This is a genomic window from Clostridium coskatii, from assembly GCF_001675205.1.
Classification (GTDB): domain Bacteria; phylum Bacillota; class Clostridia; order Clostridiales; family Clostridiaceae; genus Clostridium_B; species Clostridium_B ljungdahlii.
Map to the genome: position 1 here is coordinate 54,099 of NZ_LROR01000038.1, position 16,970 is coordinate 71,068.

General features: G+C 29.4%; 18 protein-coding genes and 1 pseudogene. 1 reads left to right on the forward strand and 18 read right to left on the reverse strand.

The features are described from left to right. Positions 1 to 53 precede the first annotated feature (53 nt). The 16 genes and pseudogenes from CLCOS_RS07600 to CLCOS_RS07665 all read right to left on the reverse strand — a co-directional run bounded on the left by CLCOS_RS07600 (position 54) and on the right by CLCOS_RS07665 (position 11,395). Positions 54 to 695, reverse strand: a complete 642-nt coding sequence (locus CLCOS_RS07600; RefSeq protein ID WP_193756604.1) for a hypothetical protein — start codon at positions 693 to 695, stop codon at positions 54 to 56. Further along, a complete protein-coding gene (locus CLCOS_RS07605; protein ID WP_013239104.1) occupies positions 614 to 1,120 on the reverse strand; it encodes an MFS transporter in 507 nt (168 codons plus the stop codon). The genes CLCOS_RS07600 and CLCOS_RS07605 overlap by 82 nt, the downstream gene beginning before the upstream one ends. 444 nt (positions 1,121 to 1,564) lie before the next feature. Further along, positions 1,565 to 2,209 (reverse strand): alanyl-tRNA editing protein, encoded by a 645-nt coding sequence (locus CLCOS_RS07610; protein WP_063600562.1) that lies wholly within the window; start codon positions 2,207 to 2,209, stop codon positions 1,565 to 1,567. A 172-nt stretch (positions 2,210 to 2,381) separates the two neighbouring features. Continuing rightward, positions 2,382 to 2,903, reverse strand: a complete 522-nt coding sequence (locus tag CLCOS_RS07615; protein ID WP_023161871.1) for an aminoglycoside adenylyltransferase domain-containing protein — start codon at positions 2,901 to 2,903, stop codon at positions 2,382 to 2,384. A 26-nt stretch (positions 2,904 to 2,929) separates the two neighbouring features. Next, entirely contained in the window at positions 2,930 to 3,151 is a 222-nt protein-coding gene (locus CLCOS_RS07620; RefSeq protein WP_013239107.1) for a hypothetical protein, read from the reverse strand. Between the two features lie 21 nt (positions 3,152 to 3,172). Then, positions 3,173 to 3,928 (reverse strand): class I SAM-dependent methyltransferase, encoded by a 756-nt coding sequence (locus CLCOS_RS07625; RefSeq protein WP_063600563.1) that lies wholly within the window; start codon positions 3,926 to 3,928, stop codon positions 3,173 to 3,175. A gap of 225 nt (positions 3,929 to 4,153) precedes the next feature. Further along, positions 4,154 to 4,624: an NUDIX hydrolase gene (locus CLCOS_RS07630; RefSeq protein ID WP_153042918.1), complete on the reverse strand. Its 471-nt coding sequence runs from the start codon at positions 4,622 to 4,624 to the stop codon at positions 4,154 to 4,156. Between the two features lie 129 nt (positions 4,625 to 4,753). Then, positions 4,754 to 4,996, reverse strand: coding sequence for a GrpB family protein (locus tag CLCOS_RS22960; RefSeq protein WP_082853507.1), 243 nt, complete (start codon positions 4,994 to 4,996; stop codon positions 4,754 to 4,756). A 14-nt stretch (positions 4,997 to 5,010) separates the two neighbouring features. After that, complete coding sequence (locus CLCOS_RS22965; protein ID WP_063600565.1) at positions 5,011 to 5,214, reverse strand: GrpB family protein; 204 nt, start codon at positions 5,212 to 5,214, stop codon at positions 5,011 to 5,013. A 131-nt stretch (positions 5,215 to 5,345) separates the two neighbouring features. Then, positions 5,346 to 5,789 carry an NUDIX hydrolase gene (locus tag CLCOS_RS07640; RefSeq protein WP_013239111.1) on the reverse strand — a complete coding sequence of 148 codons (444 nt, stop codon included), beginning with the start codon at positions 5,787 to 5,789 and terminating at the stop codon, positions 5,346 to 5,348. Positions 5,790 to 5,897: 108 nt separating this feature from the next. Beyond that, complete coding sequence (locus CLCOS_RS22780) at positions 5,898 to 6,128, reverse strand: hypothetical protein (RefSeq protein ID WP_023161873.1); 231 nt, start codon at positions 6,126 to 6,128, stop codon at positions 5,898 to 5,900. 9 nt (positions 6,129 to 6,137) lie between these two features. Then, positions 6,138 to 6,416 (reverse strand): annotated as a pseudogene (locus CLCOS_RS23170) (hypothetical protein); the annotation flags it as partial. Beyond that, positions 6,417 to 8,369, reverse strand: coding sequence for a GTP-binding protein (locus CLCOS_RS07650; protein ID WP_063600566.1), 1,953 nt, complete (start codon positions 8,367 to 8,369; stop codon positions 6,417 to 6,419). Between the two features lie 298 nt (positions 8,370 to 8,667). Then, on the reverse strand, positions 8,668 to 9,402 hold the full coding sequence (locus tag CLCOS_RS07655; protein ID WP_013239113.1) for an ABC transporter permease: 735 nt from the start codon (positions 9,400 to 9,402) through the stop codon (positions 8,668 to 8,670). Further along, positions 9,402 to 10,244 carry an ABC transporter ATP-binding protein gene (locus CLCOS_RS07660; RefSeq protein WP_063600567.1) on the reverse strand — a complete coding sequence of 281 codons (843 nt, stop codon included), beginning with the start codon at positions 10,242 to 10,244 and terminating at the stop codon, positions 9,402 to 9,404. Before CLCOS_RS07660 ends, CLCOS_RS07655 begins: the two co-directional genes overlap by 1 nt. A 143-nt stretch (positions 10,245 to 10,387) precedes the next feature. Continuing rightward, entirely contained in the window at positions 10,388 to 11,395 is a 1,008-nt protein-coding gene (locus CLCOS_RS07665; RefSeq protein WP_063600568.1) for a LytTR family transcriptional regulator DNA-binding domain-containing protein, read from the reverse strand. Positions 11,396 to 11,601: 206 nt separating this feature from the next. On the opposite strand from CLCOS_RS07665, the gene CLCOS_RS07670 reads away from it, so the two are divergent. Next, entirely contained in the window at positions 11,602 to 12,522 is a 921-nt protein-coding gene (locus tag CLCOS_RS07670; protein WP_063600569.1) for a DMT family transporter, read from the forward strand. Positions 12,523 to 12,527: 5 nt separating this feature from the next. Here CLCOS_RS07670 and CLCOS_RS07675 read toward each other — a convergent pair whose 3' ends face one another. Beyond that, complete coding sequence (locus CLCOS_RS07675) at positions 12,528 to 13,400, reverse strand: cation diffusion facilitator family transporter (protein WP_063600570.1); 873 nt, start codon at positions 13,398 to 13,400, stop codon at positions 12,528 to 12,530. 22 nt (positions 13,401 to 13,422) lie between these two features. Then, positions 13,423 to 16,947 (reverse strand): BREX-1 system adenine-specific DNA-methyltransferase PglX, encoded by a 3,525-nt coding sequence (gene pglX / locus CLCOS_RS07680; RefSeq protein ID WP_063600571.1) that lies wholly within the window; start codon positions 16,945 to 16,947, stop codon positions 13,423 to 13,425. Positions 16,948 to 16,970: the final 23 nt, after the last annotated feature.

Consider the following 16,970-nt stretch of genomic DNA (forward strand, 5'->3'; position numbering starts at 1 on the left):
TGGCTCAAGCACTTTATCGGCTAAAAAAACACCTGACAGATTGCCTATTGGAATTAACATATATTGTAAAATATTCGTGCTGAAAATACTCTTCCTTGCATCTCAAATGGTACTTTTGTTCTCATTATATGATCAACATTAGCCATTAATAATGGTACCAGCAAACTTCCGACAAATACTGCTATTGTCCATACATAATAATTGTGACCAATTCCCAGAAGACTATCACCAAACAAGAATGAAAATGTCATTACATTTAAGATAAGAGGTATCCTTTTAGATGTCTGCGGCATTTTTACAACAAGAAGGCTGCCAATCAGTACTGCAATACTTTCCGTACTGCTTACAATTCCAAGTTCATTGTAATTATTATCAGTTCTAGATAGTACCATTGGACCCAGATTCGTATTGTAAATTGCTGCAATAAAATTGACAAACGCCATAAATAAAATAAGGCTGAATATGCCCCGACTTTTAAATAAATACTGCATACCAGATTTGCATTGTTTCCATAAACCATCTTTTTTTATTTCTCTAGATACATGTACTGACGGAATTTTAACAAAAAAGACTAAAGCGACAAATTCAAAAACAAATGTCGATAAATCTATAGCTATAATAGGCTCCAACCCATAAAGTGCAATAGTAACAATGGGGGCAAATATTCCTGTAAAAGAATCACAGAAGCTAAACATGCTATTCGTTTTAATATAATTATCTTTAGAATTGCAGATACCACAACATCTGAAGCTCGATTTTGAAATGCATCCGTTATTCCAAGCATAAAATTTATAACGTATAGATTCTCTATTTTAAGTGTATTTGTAATCATCATAAGAATTATACTTAATGAAAACATAGCTGCTATAACATCTGAAATCAACAAAATTTTTTTCTTGTTCCAGCAATCACTAATGGTGCCTGCAATAAAATTAAATAATACTTCTGGTACCAAATAGCATACCGAAAGTAATGACATAAACAAAACAGATCCACTTTGCTTATATGACCAGAGAATCAATCCATAACTTGTAAGCTTGTTCCCAAACTGAGATACAAATTGTCCTATCATAAATATATAAAAATTTTTTAGTTCACTATTAAAATAATTATTTTTCATCTCAACTTTACTCCTTTTCAATATTAATATTGAAAAGGCAAAGTCAAAATCAAGTAGATCATTCCTCCATGCAAGCTCTACCCTATGACTTTGCATGGAGTTAAAACAATGTTTAACGTCATTCCTATTCACTCCTATAGATATTATTTATGCCAATAATGCTTCTATTTTACATTAACTTATAATAATTGTACCATATTTACATAGATCTAATTTTACACTTTATTGGAACAAGTATAAAATAACTTTACTTTTGAACACAGCATTATTCAATTTTCAAATAGCATCTATACATTCAAATTTATGTTCATAATACATATAATTTTTGTATTACGAACATAAAAACGCCGTAAAATTTTTTAAATAATACGGCGTTTCAGTAAATTATTTACTTTTTAATTGTTATGTTAAATAGGAAGATTGTGTACTAACTTAAAATTATTATTAAGGTTGAAGATAAATTTCAATTCTTTCTTTTCCACAACCCAAGTTTTTTCTTTTCAAAGATATAGAACATATTTCTCCTGTCTTCTTTAAATGAGTTCCTCCGCAAGGAACTTTAGCAAATCCTTCTATTAACCAGTATCTTCTTTCAGTTTCCTCATCTTCAAAAGTACTTGTTATGTCTAAGTTTGAATCAATGAGATTGTTTATTTTATTCATAAGTTCTGGAAAAATTTCAGATATATTTCCCTTCCAAAAGAAATCTACTCTTGCTTTTTCTTCAGTAATATTTGCACCAATTTTTTCGGGATGATTATAATTCTGGTAAACTAACTCCAAAACAATTTCTGCCGCAAAATGTAATTTCATTAGTTTATATCTTTTTTCCCAATCAATTTCAACCATAACATTTTGATTTGGTTTCAAATTATGATTTTGCTCAAGAGTATAGAAAATTTCTTTTCCTTCTTTTCTTGCTTTAATAATTTTGACTCCACCTATTGTTCCTGAGTCAGATTGTTGTCCTCCTAAAAAGGCAAAGGCTATTGTTTGGTCAAGGGTAACGACATTATTATCAACACTCTTTACCTTTGCTTCAATCTCAGTTAAGTATGGATTTTCCCAAAATACTTTCTTAACAGCCATTATTATCACTCTTTTCTAATGTGATTTGTTACATAATTTTTTATTATTCTGTATTAACTAACATTTATTATATATTACACCGTATTATTTAATTTTCAAAGAACAATTTTGTCTAACTAATTCGTAATAATTTCAGATTCCGAACTAAAAGTTATGCATAAAATCATCGATATTATTCTTTGGTAACAATATGTTCAATACCGACTATACTGCCTAATACTTTAATTTTAAAAAACTCTGGAATTATATAAGTCTTATTTAAACTTTCAATAGGCAACCTGTGTTTTGATCGTTGATCATCAGGAATACTCATTATTGTATACTTAGCAGATTCAATTTTAGTAGCTATGCTTTTATTATCAAGGGTGTATAATATTCTGCATAATGTCAAAACAGCAAATTCAATCCATTCATCTGATAAAAATATATTCTTTTCACACAATTTCTTTTTCCAATAACTATTTAAATTATAATTCATTGTTTCTACAATATTATTCCACTGAACATTTATATTTAGGCTGCTAACATTAGGACTATTTATAGGTATTCCATTATATTTTAATGTCCACCAAGTAACATAATTTATATCATAATAACCATAACTATTAAATTTTTCATCACAAAAATATAAATAAGGTTCTATTTCGGAATTAGGTTTTCCTACCTTATTTTTAGTAAGATACATACCTTCCATTCTTTTAGCATATTTAAATTTACTATTTAATCATTATGTATAAGAGTTACTATTGATATATCTTTGTCTTCAAAATCTTTGTTTAGTATTGTAATAAAGTCAATATCACTTTTATCCTTATCAAAACCACCTAAAGCAACAGAATTATAGAGGTACACACCAAATATCTTACTTCCAAAATATTTTTTTAAACTTGCCTCATATTCATATAACATAGACCTTAGGATATTAGGAATTTTTTCATTCATATTGATTCTCCTTATTTACACCTAATTCTTCTTTGCTATAATTGTAAACTCTCCAGGTATATCTTCATTTGTCCAAGATGGATGTTCGTCAAATCTATTAAGAGTAAATCCATTTTCTATAACTGCATTAATGATTTCACTAATGGTATATTTTCTATAACTACATAATGGCATTTGTCTGCGAATCTCATCTGGAAAAAATCTTGCATGAGCCATTTCACCTTCAAATACATCTGTTGAAAAATAACTCATTGTCGGCTGTTCTAGCCCTAGTATATCTGATATTTTTTGAAACGGGTGAAAATCACTACAAATCATTTTTCCATTTGTTTTTAAAAGCTGCTGCATTATTTTCATAAATTGGTTGATATCATGAAAATAATGCAGGATTCCTCCTTCCATAAAGACCACATCAAAATATTTTTCATATTTGTTCATATCAATTTTCAATACATCACCAACTATAAAATCAATATCAACATTGGCTTCATCTGCAACTTCAAGTGCATACTTTTTATTATCTTCTAAAATATCAAAGATTGTAACTTCTGAACCAAAAATTGCTAATGGAATTACTTTTTTACCACATGAACCGCAAATATTAGCAATTTTAATGCCTTCATAAGTATCAAAATAGCCTGCATATCTTTTCAACATTCTTATCGGATCTTCTAAACCTTTCTTAGCTCTATCATATGGTTTTCCTGATGTATTTACCCAAAAATCATATGCATTATATTCCCAAGCCTTTTTATTTTGTTCACTATAATCTATCATATAATCTCCTTTACAAATTTACCATTTATCTGTATGTTATATAATTTACTTTTCCAAAGTCATTAATAAAATTAATAATTTTATGTCCTCATTTTGATTTACCCATTGTTTTATGTTATCTAAAAAATATGAAATATCCATTTTAACCTCCATTTGATTTTAAAGTTGCAATTTAATAATCAATATAAGAACATTGTGAACTATGGGCATACTCATTTAACAAGACTATTCTTTCGATATAATATGAATAATATTTTCATTTATTTTGGTTAAATTAGTTTTTAAAAAGTTAGGCACAATATTTATATGCTCCAATTCATCAATAGGTATCCACTGTAAAATTTCCTTTTCACCTTGGTCGGTATATGTAGCATCTAAAATATTTATTCCATCAATGTATTTCATTAAATAAAAAAACACAATTTCGTGATGATGTTCTCCTGCTATTTCAAAAAACTTTTCTTGGATAAAGGAAAGTCTATCAATTTCAAATTCAATTCCTGTTTCCTCATAGGACTCGCGGATAACGGCTTCCTCCGAGGTTTCATTTATTCTAACTTTTCCCCCAACTGTATAATAACATGGATAATCTTCATGTTTTGCCATAAGTAACCTGTTGTCTTTGATAATAATTGCCGCAACCCTATAAACAAAGCAACCTTGATTGGTTTTAAATACTATATCTTTATTTTCCACATACATACTCCTGTTCATTATATAAACATTCTTTTCTTCATCATAAATTATAATGGTTCATATATGATGATTTTACGATTAGTGAATTATATTAAGAATATTCCACAGTAAAATAATTTCTAATTATGCTTATTTGATTATGTCACCCTTGTATTTCCCTGAATCAATTTTTTGATATATCATTCTTACAAAACTTTCTTTTTTATCTGTATATGTATTCCTATCATCCGGGTATTGCTTTGCTAAAGATATTTTCAAATCACTATACTCTTTAGCATACTCTTTATGCTCATTTAGGAAATCTCTGAACCGTGTCACAAAATAAAAGTCAACATTGTTTGATTCATAACAATGAATGTGCCTTAATGAAATCTCTCCTTCACCTCTTAAAACAAAAGATACCTATTCTTTTTGTTGTTTTGTGTACCACAATAATCGTAACCTGCCTTTTTCATTCCTTCTATGTTCATATCTTCAAATGATTTTAGTACTATAGCAATGTCAAGTATTGGCTTAGCGTAGATACCACTAATTGAGGTGCTGCCTACATGCTGTATATCATTTACGTTATCCCCGAAAATTTCTTTCAATTATTTTTTTACTTCTTCAAATTCCTCTTTCCATTCTTCACAATGAGGCAATAGTCTAACCTTATGACGCTCAACTCCTTGCATTATTACTCCTCCTAATATCGTAGAATAAGAGCATTCCATCTTAACAATTAAATTTTCTTGCTAAGTCTTTTATTAAGTTCCCAAAGTGCTACTTTATTTCCATCCCATTTTAAACATGAAATAGCATCATTATAGCTCATCCACCTATATTCTGTATGTTCATGTGAAAGTATTAATTGCTTATCTATTATCTCAACTCCATAACAATTTTCAGGTATAACATAGATATTTTCATTCCAATAAATACTATCTGCAAATTCTTCAGCAGGAATTGAATTAACTGTGTCTAACTTCACATATGGTAAATCCTTAGAAATTCCTCCTTCTTCCCATGCTTCTCTTTTAGCCGATTCCATTATCGTTTCACCATCTTCTCCGCCACCAGAAATAGCTTGCCACCAATCTTCATCGTTTCTGTGAAATATAGCATATTCTATACCTTTATCATTTATATAATAAGGAAATACTAAAACTTGACATGGTGCTCTCATACTTACCCCCACTTTCTTATATTAACTTATAGTTCTTGCATAATATTTTATATTTTTAAAGTTGCAACTTAATAAACAATAATAAGAATATTACGTCGTTAAAGATAGTTAAACCCAAATATTAACCGGATTGTCATGAGGTATTCGATCAGATTTTAGTTTACTTAAAACTACACTTGTATTAAGTTCTGGATATACTTCATTTATTATATCTAAGGTCTCCATTATAATAACTAAAGTATTCTCATATGCCTCCTTTGGTGGATAGGTAAAAATATCTCTAAATCTTTGTTCAATATTTTCAGGTTTAATTTTAAAAGTCTCAAGTGATTTATACATCCATTTAAATGTAGGAAAGTATAGTTTATTTAAAGCAAGAAGTATTAAGAATATATTCTTTTGTAAATTTGCAATATGCTCATATATTAATGTTGAATTTTGCCTTTGGATATAAAGTTCAGCTTGAGTACTATCAATTGATTGCAGACTTTCTTTAATATTCTTTATTGCAAGCTCCTTTGGATAGCCTTTTGCTCTATCCTTCCAAGAATATACTATTTTTTCACCAAACAGTGGTATGCAAGTTCTTATAAATACCCCTTCAAATGATTTTCTAAAAACTAAAATCTACTTTAAGCAGTGCATATATTCTCTTGCTCTATCTCCTTTTACTAAAAAGGGCTGTCCTTTAGAACAAAATACTGAAGTAGATGTATATTCAATATCTGCATTTTTATCATAGCCTATCTTTTCAATAACTTCTTCTTCATTATGGCAAATATCATATCCATCCAATACAAAATTAATTTTACCTCTTCCTTTTGTAAAAGAAGTAAATTCCACAGCATAATTCATAAATGTAGATACTGGCCCTCTGCCTGTTATAATAATTTCACCATTTAAATTGTCGGGATTTTCAAAAGAGCCTTTTAACTTTTGTATATCGGATAAAACTCTTCCCATATAATCTGCACTTACCTTAATCTTAAATCTATAATAGGGTTCTAAAAGTATGTTTTTCACACCTTCAAGTCCCTGTCTAAGTGCTCTAAAAGTTGCCTCTCTAAAATCTCCCCCACAGGTATGCTTAACATGGGATCTTCCTGTAATAAGTGTAATTTTTATATCAGTTATGGGAAAGCCTGTTAAAATACCATGATGATCCTTTTCATAAATGTGTTTGCCTATCAATTTCTGATAATTTATGTCTAGGTCATCTGCACTGCACTCATTGTAAAATGAAATACCACTATTTCTCTCTCCTGGCTCCAATTTAAGGTATACTTCTGCATAATGTCTTAAAGGTTCAAAGTGTCCGCAGCCATAAGAAGCTTCTACTATGGTTTCTTTATATAAAATTTCACAAGGTCCAAAATCTACGCTTAAATCAAATCTTTCCTTTACTAGTTCTTTAAGTACTTCCAGCTGAATTGTTCCCATAATATTTACCTGTATTTCACCTAGCTTTTCATTGCAACTTACTTTAAGCGCAGGATCTTCTTCTTCTAAAACTTTAAAACAAGCTAATACATCTTTTTCATTTAAACCTTTGTCAAATATTACTCTTGATTTTAACGCTGGAACCATCTCATAATTAACTTTTCTATGGCAATTTCCAAGTCCACACCCTACAATTGAATCTGATAGGCCTGATACTGCAGCAAGTTCTCCTGCTGATGCTTCATCTACTGTTTTAAATTTGTCACCATTACAGATCCTAATTTGTGTTACTTTTTCATAGCAATCCTGAGATGTATTCACTGCAATTTCATCTCTAACTTTTAAAGTACCTTCTAGTATTTTTATATAAGTAATTTTATTTTTTTGCTTGTCATGGCGTATTTTATACACAATTCCTTGAAATTTTTCTCTATCATTGTAATTTGTAAAAGTAAGCACATCTAATTTTTCTAGAAAATCATCTATTCCTTTATCTTGAAGGGCAGAGCCACTCATACAAGGAAATAATTTACTCCTAAATATCATATCTCTTATAGAATTCAGCCACAGCTGATTTTCAAAATCTTCTTCTATATATTTTTGAAGAAGTTTATCACTGCGTTCTGCTGCAAACTCCATAATCTCTTTACTGATTTTATCTAACTGTACAGATTCAGAAATAAAACATACATCTTCTGTTAAGTTTACTCTAATATCTTTAAGTATACCTTCTACATTTGCTCCAATCCTATCTACTTTATTTATAAAGAAAAATGTAGGTATCCCATGTTTTTTCAAAAGCTGCCACACTATCTCAGTCTGTGCCTGAACACCTTCAACTGCACTTATGATAACAATGGCATAATCCATTATTTCAATAGTCCTCTCCATTTCAGATGAAAAATCGGCATGTCCAGGTGTATCTACCAAATAATAATTAGAAGATTTATACTTAAATACAGCTTGATCGGAAAATATGGTAATTCCTCTATTCTTCTCTATGTCATTATTATCTAAAAATGAATCCTTATGGTCTACTCTTCCTAAATTTTTAATACTCTTTGTATGATACAAAATTTGCTCAGCTAAAGTAGTTTTTCCTGCATCTACATGAGCAAATAATCCAATTGTCTTATTCATATGCTACCCCTCTTAAAAGATGTATAATGTATGTACATTTCATTCTAATATATTGTAGCATAAAAAAAACAATATTTTATACGTCTATTATAGCTAAACAAAACTGAAAATAATATATCCAATCGCTATCATTGCTAAAACCCCCATCTTCTATCAAAATGGGGGATAATCACTGCTACGTGCCTGGATAAGTTCTTCCCTTAAAGGATAACGTATTCTAAGTGCTAAAGACACTAAGAATACTGTTAATAAGGTTCAGCTGGAGAAAGTCATCCTTATAAACAAACTCCATCTGAACCTAAGAATCACTTGATATTCCATTTCTATTATAAACATACGCAAAAACCAAAGATGAACCTACTATCCATGCAAAAATTACAAATATATTATAACCAGAACCTTCAAGTATGTTTTTGCCATCAAAAACTTTTTTAAGAATTATCATTGAATTGTAATTTGGCAGCAAAGTTGCAATTTTATAAAAAGTTTTATTTAATCCTGAAAGCAGAGGTATCATAAATAGAAACATGCATAGAGGGGTACCAATAGTCCCTGTTGCCATTTGATTTTTAGATACAATTCCAATTACAGCTCCAATTTCTACCATACTAATTAAAACTACAATCGTTATAATAAAATACATTAACAAATACTGCATTTGAATTTTCAACATGAAAAATATAGCTATATTTACAATTACTGAAATAAAAATAGTTATAAGTGCCTTTCCAATTAAAAATTCTGCGGGAGAAAGCGAAGTTAACATAAGAGTCTTCAATGTATTTTTTTCCTTTTCCTCTGCTATTAACATAGCCATTATAAGTGTAGCCACCATAACTAAATTCATATTAAGTATGGTATTTAAGATATATATTTTTCCTTCTTGTGAATTCATTACATTTCTAAATATCTTTAAATATATAGCACAAAATATTACTGGAAGTGCAGCCATAAAAAGTACGTTTATATTCTTAGGCAGCTCCTTTAACTCCTTGCTAAATAATGCATTTACTCTTCTCATTGAAAATTCCATTATAATTCCCTCCCTGTAATATCTAAAAATATTTCTTCAAGATTTGGCTCCATTGAATGAATGGATAAAATCTCTCCATCTTCCATCCAGTTTTTAATTTTAATTGCTCCATCCCTATTATTCTTCACGGTTACTTCTTCATTATCTCTTAAGACAACTTTGATATTGTCTTTTGCATATTTTAACTTTAATTTTTTAGGGGCTCCTATATCAACTATCTCTCCTTCATTTAAGAAAGCTACTCTATGACACAGCTTGTCAGCTTCATACATATTATGAGTAGTTAAAAATATAGTTGTCCCTTCTCTATTAAGCTCAAGAAGCAGTTTGTAAACTTCTAAAGCCGTGCCAGGATCTAAAGCTGACGTAGGTTCATCAAGAAATAACAATTTAGGTTTGTGAATCACTGCTCTTGCTATCATAAGTCTTTGTTTCATTCCTTTAGATAGTTTCTTCACATCCCTTTTTCTATACTCTGTCATTTTCACTTTTTCAAGTATTTCATCTACATTTTTCTTTTTTACTCCGTTTATATTTGCAAATAGTATCAAATTATCTTCAACTGTAAGTCTTTCATATAACCCACTGTTATCTGAAAGCACTCCTATATTTTTAAAAATATCTTTTTTTTGTGAACGTAAACTTTTATTAAATATTTTCACATCACCGCCTGTTGGCACTAATTGGCATGTAAGTATCTTAATTGTAGTAGTTTTTCCAGCTCCACTTGGTCCTAAAAATCCAAATATTTCTCCTTCTTTAACATCCAGAGTTAAATCTTTAATTGCTGTATTTTCCCCAAAATCTTTTCTAAGATTTTTAATAGAAATAATATTTTCCATAGCTAAAAACTCCTTTCAGTTTTACTATGGTTAATTATTATACAAATGCTGCTATTAAACCATAAAATCAACATGAAAAGAGTAATACAACTTATGAATGCTGCTTTTTTAAAGCTGAATTTTCACATTTTGAGTTAAAAATATCATATATTTAGGATATCTTTTAACTCTTTCATTCTCCCTTTTGAAAGTGGAATAGAACTTTTAGTTTTATCATCGAGACTTAAACTATAACTATTTCTTGTCCACATCACAACTTCACGTACCCTTTGAAGATTTACCAAATAAGATCTATGACATCTAAAAAATCCAAAATGTTTTAGCCTTTTTTCCAGTTCTGTAAGTGGCAGCATACATGGAAACTTTTCTCCTTTTATGTTTAAGTTACTTACACCCTGTTCACTTTCTACATAATCTATTTCCATAGGATCAAAGAGAATCATTCTTTCATCAATTTTAGCAGGAATCTTTTCAATTTTATATACTGTCTCATCTCCACTATCTGATTCTTCCTTGCTGTTTTCCTCTCCCTGTATTTCTTTTAATCCATTTTCATCTATGCTATAGGATTTTCCACCAAGAAGTAGTATATCCTTAAAAGATACAGAAGTATTGACTACAATTGCACCACCTGAAATCAATTGATCCATACTTTGTATTATAAGTTTTGCATCATATCTGTCCATGTTAAGTATAGGTTCTTGAAATATTAGAAATTTAGGTTCTTTAAGCAATTCCCTTGCAAAACTAAGTCTCCTTTTTTGAGAATAAGTAAGCTTGTTTATTTTAGTATTTTCAATATCTATAAGAGCAAGTTTTACCATTATCTCCTTATAATTAACTTTAGAATTGGTTATATTTTTATAAAATTTCATATAGAATTTTACAGTCATATTTTCATAAAAACCTTCTTTTCTAAATACAACACCTATGTGTTTCATATTTTTTCTTATATAAGTTTTGTTACCTTCTCCATGAATATATATCTTTCCCTTAGTAGGTACCTCTTTGTCTAAAATAAGATCAATCAATAAATCACTTATTTGATCACTACACTCTATATTTATCAAATTGCCCTTCGCAACTTTAAATGTTATATTATTTATTACAATATCGCCTTTTACCTTATATAACTCACTTATTTCCAGCAAAACTAACCATCCTTGTACGATATATTTAGATTGGTGAAGTCAACCTATAAAACTCTTTTAAAATATTTCCAAATATCACAGTACAATTATAAATTAAGTACAATTGTAACTCAACTTTTATTTAATCTATATCCAAAATTTTACCTTCACTTAATTTTTAAAAAATGTATAATATAATTATTGCTTAAAGAAAGGAATTGACAGAATTGGACAACAAAAGTTTTTTTACAAATAAAAAAATAGTAATACTACTTGCATCTTTTTGCTGCATACTATGGGGAAGCGCCTACCCTGGAGTTAAAAGTGGGTATGCCCTTTTTAAGATAGGCCCAAAAGATATATTTTCAGAATTGTCTTTTGCCGGCTACAGATTCATACTTGCAGGATTAATTGTTTTAATAGTAGCTTTATTTTCTTCTAAAAACATATTTTCAATAACTAAAAAAAATGTCAAACAGATTATACTACTTGGTTTGACTCAAACTACTCTTGAATACATATTTTTCTATATTGGACTTGCTAATACCACGGGTTCAAAAGGCTCTATAATGAATTCCACTGGTACATTCTTCAGTGTAGTACTGGCCCATTTTTTGTATAAAAATGATAGGATAAATACTAAAAAAGCTATAGGCTGTATACTTGGTTTTATTGGTGTGCTAATTGTAAATTTCAGCAGTGAACTTTTGAGTTTTAGCTTTAAATTTACAGGTGAAGGTTTTATCATATTATCTGCCTTTGTATTTTCTGCATCTTCAATTTACGGAAAACAAATCTGCAAAAATATAGATTCAGTGCTTGTAACAGGGTATCAACTCCTTATAGGAGGTTTAGCTCTTTTAGCTCTTGGAATTTTCAATAAAGGCTACGTGACAAACTTCACAATTGGCTCTACTGCTATTTTATTATATTTAGCAATACTATCAGCTGCCGCATTTTCAATTTGGACAGTGCTATTAAAATATAATAAGGTTGGATTTATTTCCATGTTTAATTTTGTAATTCCTGTGGCAGGTACCATTCTATCTTCTATATTTTTAGGTGAAAGTATCATTAATGTCGAAAACATTGCAGCCCTTGTGTTTGTATGTATAGGAATTTTTATAGTAAATAGGGATTCAAAATAATAACATTATTTTGAATCCGGTTCTACATGTATAATTGCGTGTTTGATTTTAAATTCTCTATTTAACATTTCTTCTATTTCTTCTGTGATTTCATGGCTTTTAACTACAGTAAGCTTAGAGTTAACTCCTATTACAATGTCAAGCAAAATATTATTACCATGAACACGTGCTTTCGTACCTTTAACACAGCTAACGCCATCAATTTCCTTTATTTTAGAAACTATACTATCTAACTGTTTGCTGTCAAAACCATCTGTTAAATTATGCGCTGCTTCTTTAAAAATTTCGCCACCTGTCTTACAAATTAAAATTCCCACCAGTACTGCTGCTAGGGGATCTATCCAGGGGAATCCAAATTGAGAAGCTATAATTCCAGCAGCAGTGCCCATTCCTACCCAAGCATCTGAAAGATTATCTTTTGCAGCAGCCATCAACGCAGAACTTTTGATTCTAAGTGCAATCCTTTTATTATATACATAAACTGCATATATAAGTATTGCACAAATAATGGCGACCACTGCTGAAATAATATCTGGTGCCTTGTTCTTTAAAAAAATAGTGGAGTACACTGCATTGTAAATTACATCTAAACCTACGCCTATCATTATGATAGAAGCAACAAGTGAGGATACAGTCTGTGCTCTTAAATGACCATAGGCATGATCATCATCTGCAGGTTTTATAGATATTTTGAGTCCTATAATAATAGCAAGTGATGCAATTATATCCGTCGAATTATTTATTCCATTAGCTATGAGTGCTTTAGAGTGATAAAAATACCCTAAAGTTAGCGTAATCATTGATAAAATTATATAAGCTATAATGCTAATACGTGCACCCTTTTCTGCAATTTTAAGATTCTTATAATCTTCATCCATACCTTTCTCCTTAAAATAAAAATCATATTTTGCACAGCAGCTCTTTAAACTTTTTATAGTTAGTTTTCACACCTTTATCCAAATTTATTTCTATTTTTGCAAAATCCATGTATTTCATCATTTCATCATACTTTTCCAGTTCATCTATTTTTTTAAGAAGTAATAAAAGCTCTTTTTGGGCTTTCTTTTTTTTCAAACATCCACAGCCTTCTTCCATTATATTAAGGAGCTTCTTCCTTTTTTTATACAACATACTTTTGAGCTTTCTTATATAAATTATGCTTATTTTAGATAAAGTATCTTTATCGTATCTATGCATATAAACCAGGCAATTAAATGTCTTTTCCTTGCCAGATGTAAACATCCAATATATAGGTCTCTTTTTATACATCTTTACATGATCTTTAAAAAAATCACATACAAAGTATCTTCTTATAGTATCTTGATCTGTTTCATTGCTCTTTTTTCCAAGAGTTTTTGCTATAAATTGAAGATTTTCTGATAACTTTTCTTCTCCAAAAGTAGCACTTACAAATTGTACAAATTTGTCTACTATATCATCTTCAAAATAGTGTTCTGAAATTACTGGGATTATATTATCCTCATCAGGTGAAAAAGTGGAGTAAAACCATGCATCGCTTTTTTCACTTTTAACCTTCCATTTTTCATTTTCAAGTTTCCATTTATTATGAAAATTTCCTCCAGCATATACAATTCCATCTACATCTAAAGAATACCTACCAAACATACATCCTACGGCATAAGAAATAAAGCTCTTTATATCTCTTGATAAATCTGCTTTTCTAATAGTCATTTCGCCATCTGGTACTTCTGGTGTCAATTCATTTTTAAGTCCATAAATTTCTATAAAAATTCGATTTAATTCTTCCTCATTAGATTTTAACCTAGCAAACTGTTTATCAGTAAATATTCTCCATATATCAAATGCATCTGACAAGTGAGTAGTATTTTTTTGATTTTCATTACTTTCCACTGATAACTGTTTACTATCAATTATCAATTTTCCACTCTTAACTAACAAAAGAGGATGCCTTGTAAAATTCCAGGAATTTTCAAAAAAGTCCCAATCCGATTTAGATATAACTATGCACTCCTTACACAGTAAATCTATTTTTTTTCTGACAATTATATTATTGTCCATATATATGGGAATTTGCTTAACAGTTCCTGCAGTTAAATTTAATGTTGGAGATATAAATTCAAAAATATTCCTCATTATTTTAGTATTAAAAAAAGCCAGTATATAATTGTAATCAGGCTTATTTTTCACAAATATAGAATCTGCAGATTGGTCAAAAATAAAGCCTTCGTTTAACACCCTTATAGTATTATTTCCTGAAGTTATCCTTTTCCAGCTTATACCTCTTTTAAAATAGAATCTCTCATTTCTTATAACAGCACCTTTTTCTTCTTTCAACTTTTCTCCATTGTTTTTCCAATAAACTACTTCTGAAATATTTCCATACCATTTTCGGGCGTCTCCTCCCATTTGATAGGGTATCCAATATTTCCTTCTATTACTTTTACCTGTGAAATTAATAGTTTCATATTCCACCTCAAACCACTGTCTTACATATTTATCATTATTTCCGGTCTGCATACCAGTGCAGGGGGATGAAACATCAGCTATAACTTTTGCTTCATTTAATACTTGAATTTCACTATCTGTAAGCCAGTAACCAAATCTATTTTGTGGAATGTTCTTCATTTTATCTTGCTTTACTTCATACCTGTAATCCACAGTTGGATTATTTATTGCTTCCTTAACCTTCTCTGGCTGGCTAAAAACTCCCTTAAAGCGTGACAGTTTAATATAATTTTCTTTAATTTGTGCATTATAATTTCTTAAAGTGAACGTACAGATTGGAACTGTTGCTTCTTCAAATGCAGAATACTCCAGCTGTATTAGATTATTTATGTTTTTATCATCTACTATAATTTTCCTGAGCTTTTTATAAGACTGTATGAACATCCACACAAAAGGTGTCATAAACCCCAATTGACCGCTCACCTTAACTTTTGAAAAACTATATATCATAAATGCAGAAAATATATCTGACTTTCCTTCTGGATACTTATCTCCAATATATTTAGCCAAAAGTGGATTTAAATATTTGTTTCCTATATAGGGTGGATTTGCTACCAAAATATCATAAGTTTTAAGCATTATTTCACTCTGCTTTATAAGCTGCGTCATAAGCTTTAAAACCTTTTTTCTTCTACTTTCTTCAATCACATTATTGGAAGTTTCATCCTTTATATACTCTAGTCTATCCTTAAAAAATTGCATATTGAATTTATCTAATTGTATAAGAGAACCATATATTTTTGCATCCTTAAAATTTTCTATGAAAGACTTTGTTCTCTCATAATTCTCTCCTGAATTTTTCCCAGCTATATAAGCTATGTCTTTATCGTCAAGACTATTAGTCTCTTGTATAGATACTATGTTAAACTTTATAGACTTTTCCTTTGTTCTATTAAGTAACTCTTTATCATACCTCATACCCCTCATTATAATTGAAAAACGTGCAAGCTGACATGCCCTGTCATCTATGTCCAGTCCATAAAGATTATTTTCTATTATAAGAGTTGGTATATCCGCCTTTTTATATCCACATTTTACATATATATCATATAACAAATCAAACATATATATGAGTATGTGCCCCGAACCGCAAGCAGGATCAAAACACTTTATTTGTTCAACCTTCAATTTTTTATCTATATAAGGTTTCAGTTTATGACCTATATCCTCTTTTTTCTGTGAATTCTCTATATAAAATTGCCACTTTACCTTTAAATCATTGTGTTCTGGATGTGACTCTATCCAATATCTTCCCAGAGAATTTTCAACCATATATTTTACTATCCAATCTGGTGTAAACAGCTGTGTTGCACAGGGAATTTCTTCTTTAGTATACTTCTTTTTTGATTTTATTATCCTATTTTTTTCTTCAAGTTCATAATATTCGTAAAGCCATCCTATAATTTCTATGTCCTTCCAATCGTTTTCAGATATAATATTTTTGTCTAATAGATTTTTTATAAAAGAACCTTCTTTTATAAGTTTATGTGGGAAGAGTAATTCTACATAATTTTCTTTATTTTTAAACACACAAGGCAGTATTTTATTTAAACTGTTCCATTCAGTTATTATTATATACTTAAATAATTCATCTACATTTGCATTTAATTTCATTTCATCAATTTTTTCATTATCTATATTAAACTTCAAATCATTTGCTTTCGCTAATATATTCATTCCAATGTCAGCTGGATTAAAGCAAGATAATACTCCTATTTTGGTAGAAATATAATGATTCACTTCCATAAATCTAATTGAAATAAATCTATTAAACCAAATATATGCAGTTTCTTCAATGATTTTGTTATAAGCATCATTATCTTTTTCATTTAAGCTTTCAATTTTATCCTTTCCCATATCATATAATGATGCTTTAATTTTTACTTTAAGTTCTTTTCTACTTCGAATGGCAAAATTTTTTATTATACTTTTGTTCACTTTTGCACTTCCTAACTTAATGC

Excerpts from the sequence above, each read along its gene's own strand:
- CLCOS_RS07625 (WP_063600563.1), bottom strand. The coding sequence starts at position 3,928 with ATGATAGATTATAGTGAACAAAATAAAAAGGCTTGGGAATATAATGCA.
- CLCOS_RS07605 (WP_013239104.1), bottom strand. The coding sequence starts at position 1,120 with ATGAAAAATAATTATTTTAATAGTGAACTAAAAAATTTTTATATATTT.
- CLCOS_RS07655 (WP_013239113.1), bottom strand. The coding sequence starts at position 9,402 with ATGGAATTTTCAATGAGAAGAGTAAATGCATTATTTAGCAAGGAGTTA.
- CLCOS_RS07675 (WP_063600570.1), bottom strand. The coding sequence starts at position 13,400 with ATGGATGAAGATTATAAGAATCTTAAAATTGCAGAAAAGGGTGCACGT.
- CLCOS_RS07620 (WP_013239107.1), bottom strand. The coding sequence starts at position 3,151 with ATGAATGAAAAAATTCCTAATATCCTAAGGTCTATGTTATATGAATAT.
- CLCOS_RS07600 (WP_193756604.1), bottom strand. The coding sequence starts at position 695 with ATGTTTAGCTTCTGTGATTCTTTTACAGGAATATTTGCCCCCATTGTT.
- CLCOS_RS07660 (WP_063600567.1), bottom strand. The coding sequence starts at position 10,244 with ATGGAAAATATTATTTCTATTAAAAATCTTAGAAAAGATTTTGGGGAA.
- CLCOS_RS07615 (WP_023161871.1), bottom strand. The coding sequence starts at position 2,903 with ATGGAAGGTATGTATCTTACTAAAAATAAGGTAGGAAAACCTAATTCC.
- CLCOS_RS07650 (WP_063600566.1), bottom strand. The coding sequence starts at position 8,369 with ATGAATAAGACAATTGGATTATTTGCTCATGTAGATGCAGGAAAAACT.
- CLCOS_RS22780 (WP_023161873.1), bottom strand. The coding sequence starts at position 6,128 with ATGTATAAATCACTTGAGACTTTTAAAATTAAACCTGAAAATATTGAA.
- CLCOS_RS07640 (WP_013239111.1), bottom strand. The coding sequence starts at position 5,789 with ATGAGAGCACCATGTCAAGTTTTAGTATTTCCTTATTATATAAATGAT.
- CLCOS_RS07610 (WP_063600562.1), bottom strand. The coding sequence starts at position 2,209 with ATGGCTGTTAAGAAAGTATTTTGGGAAAATCCATACTTAACTGAGATT.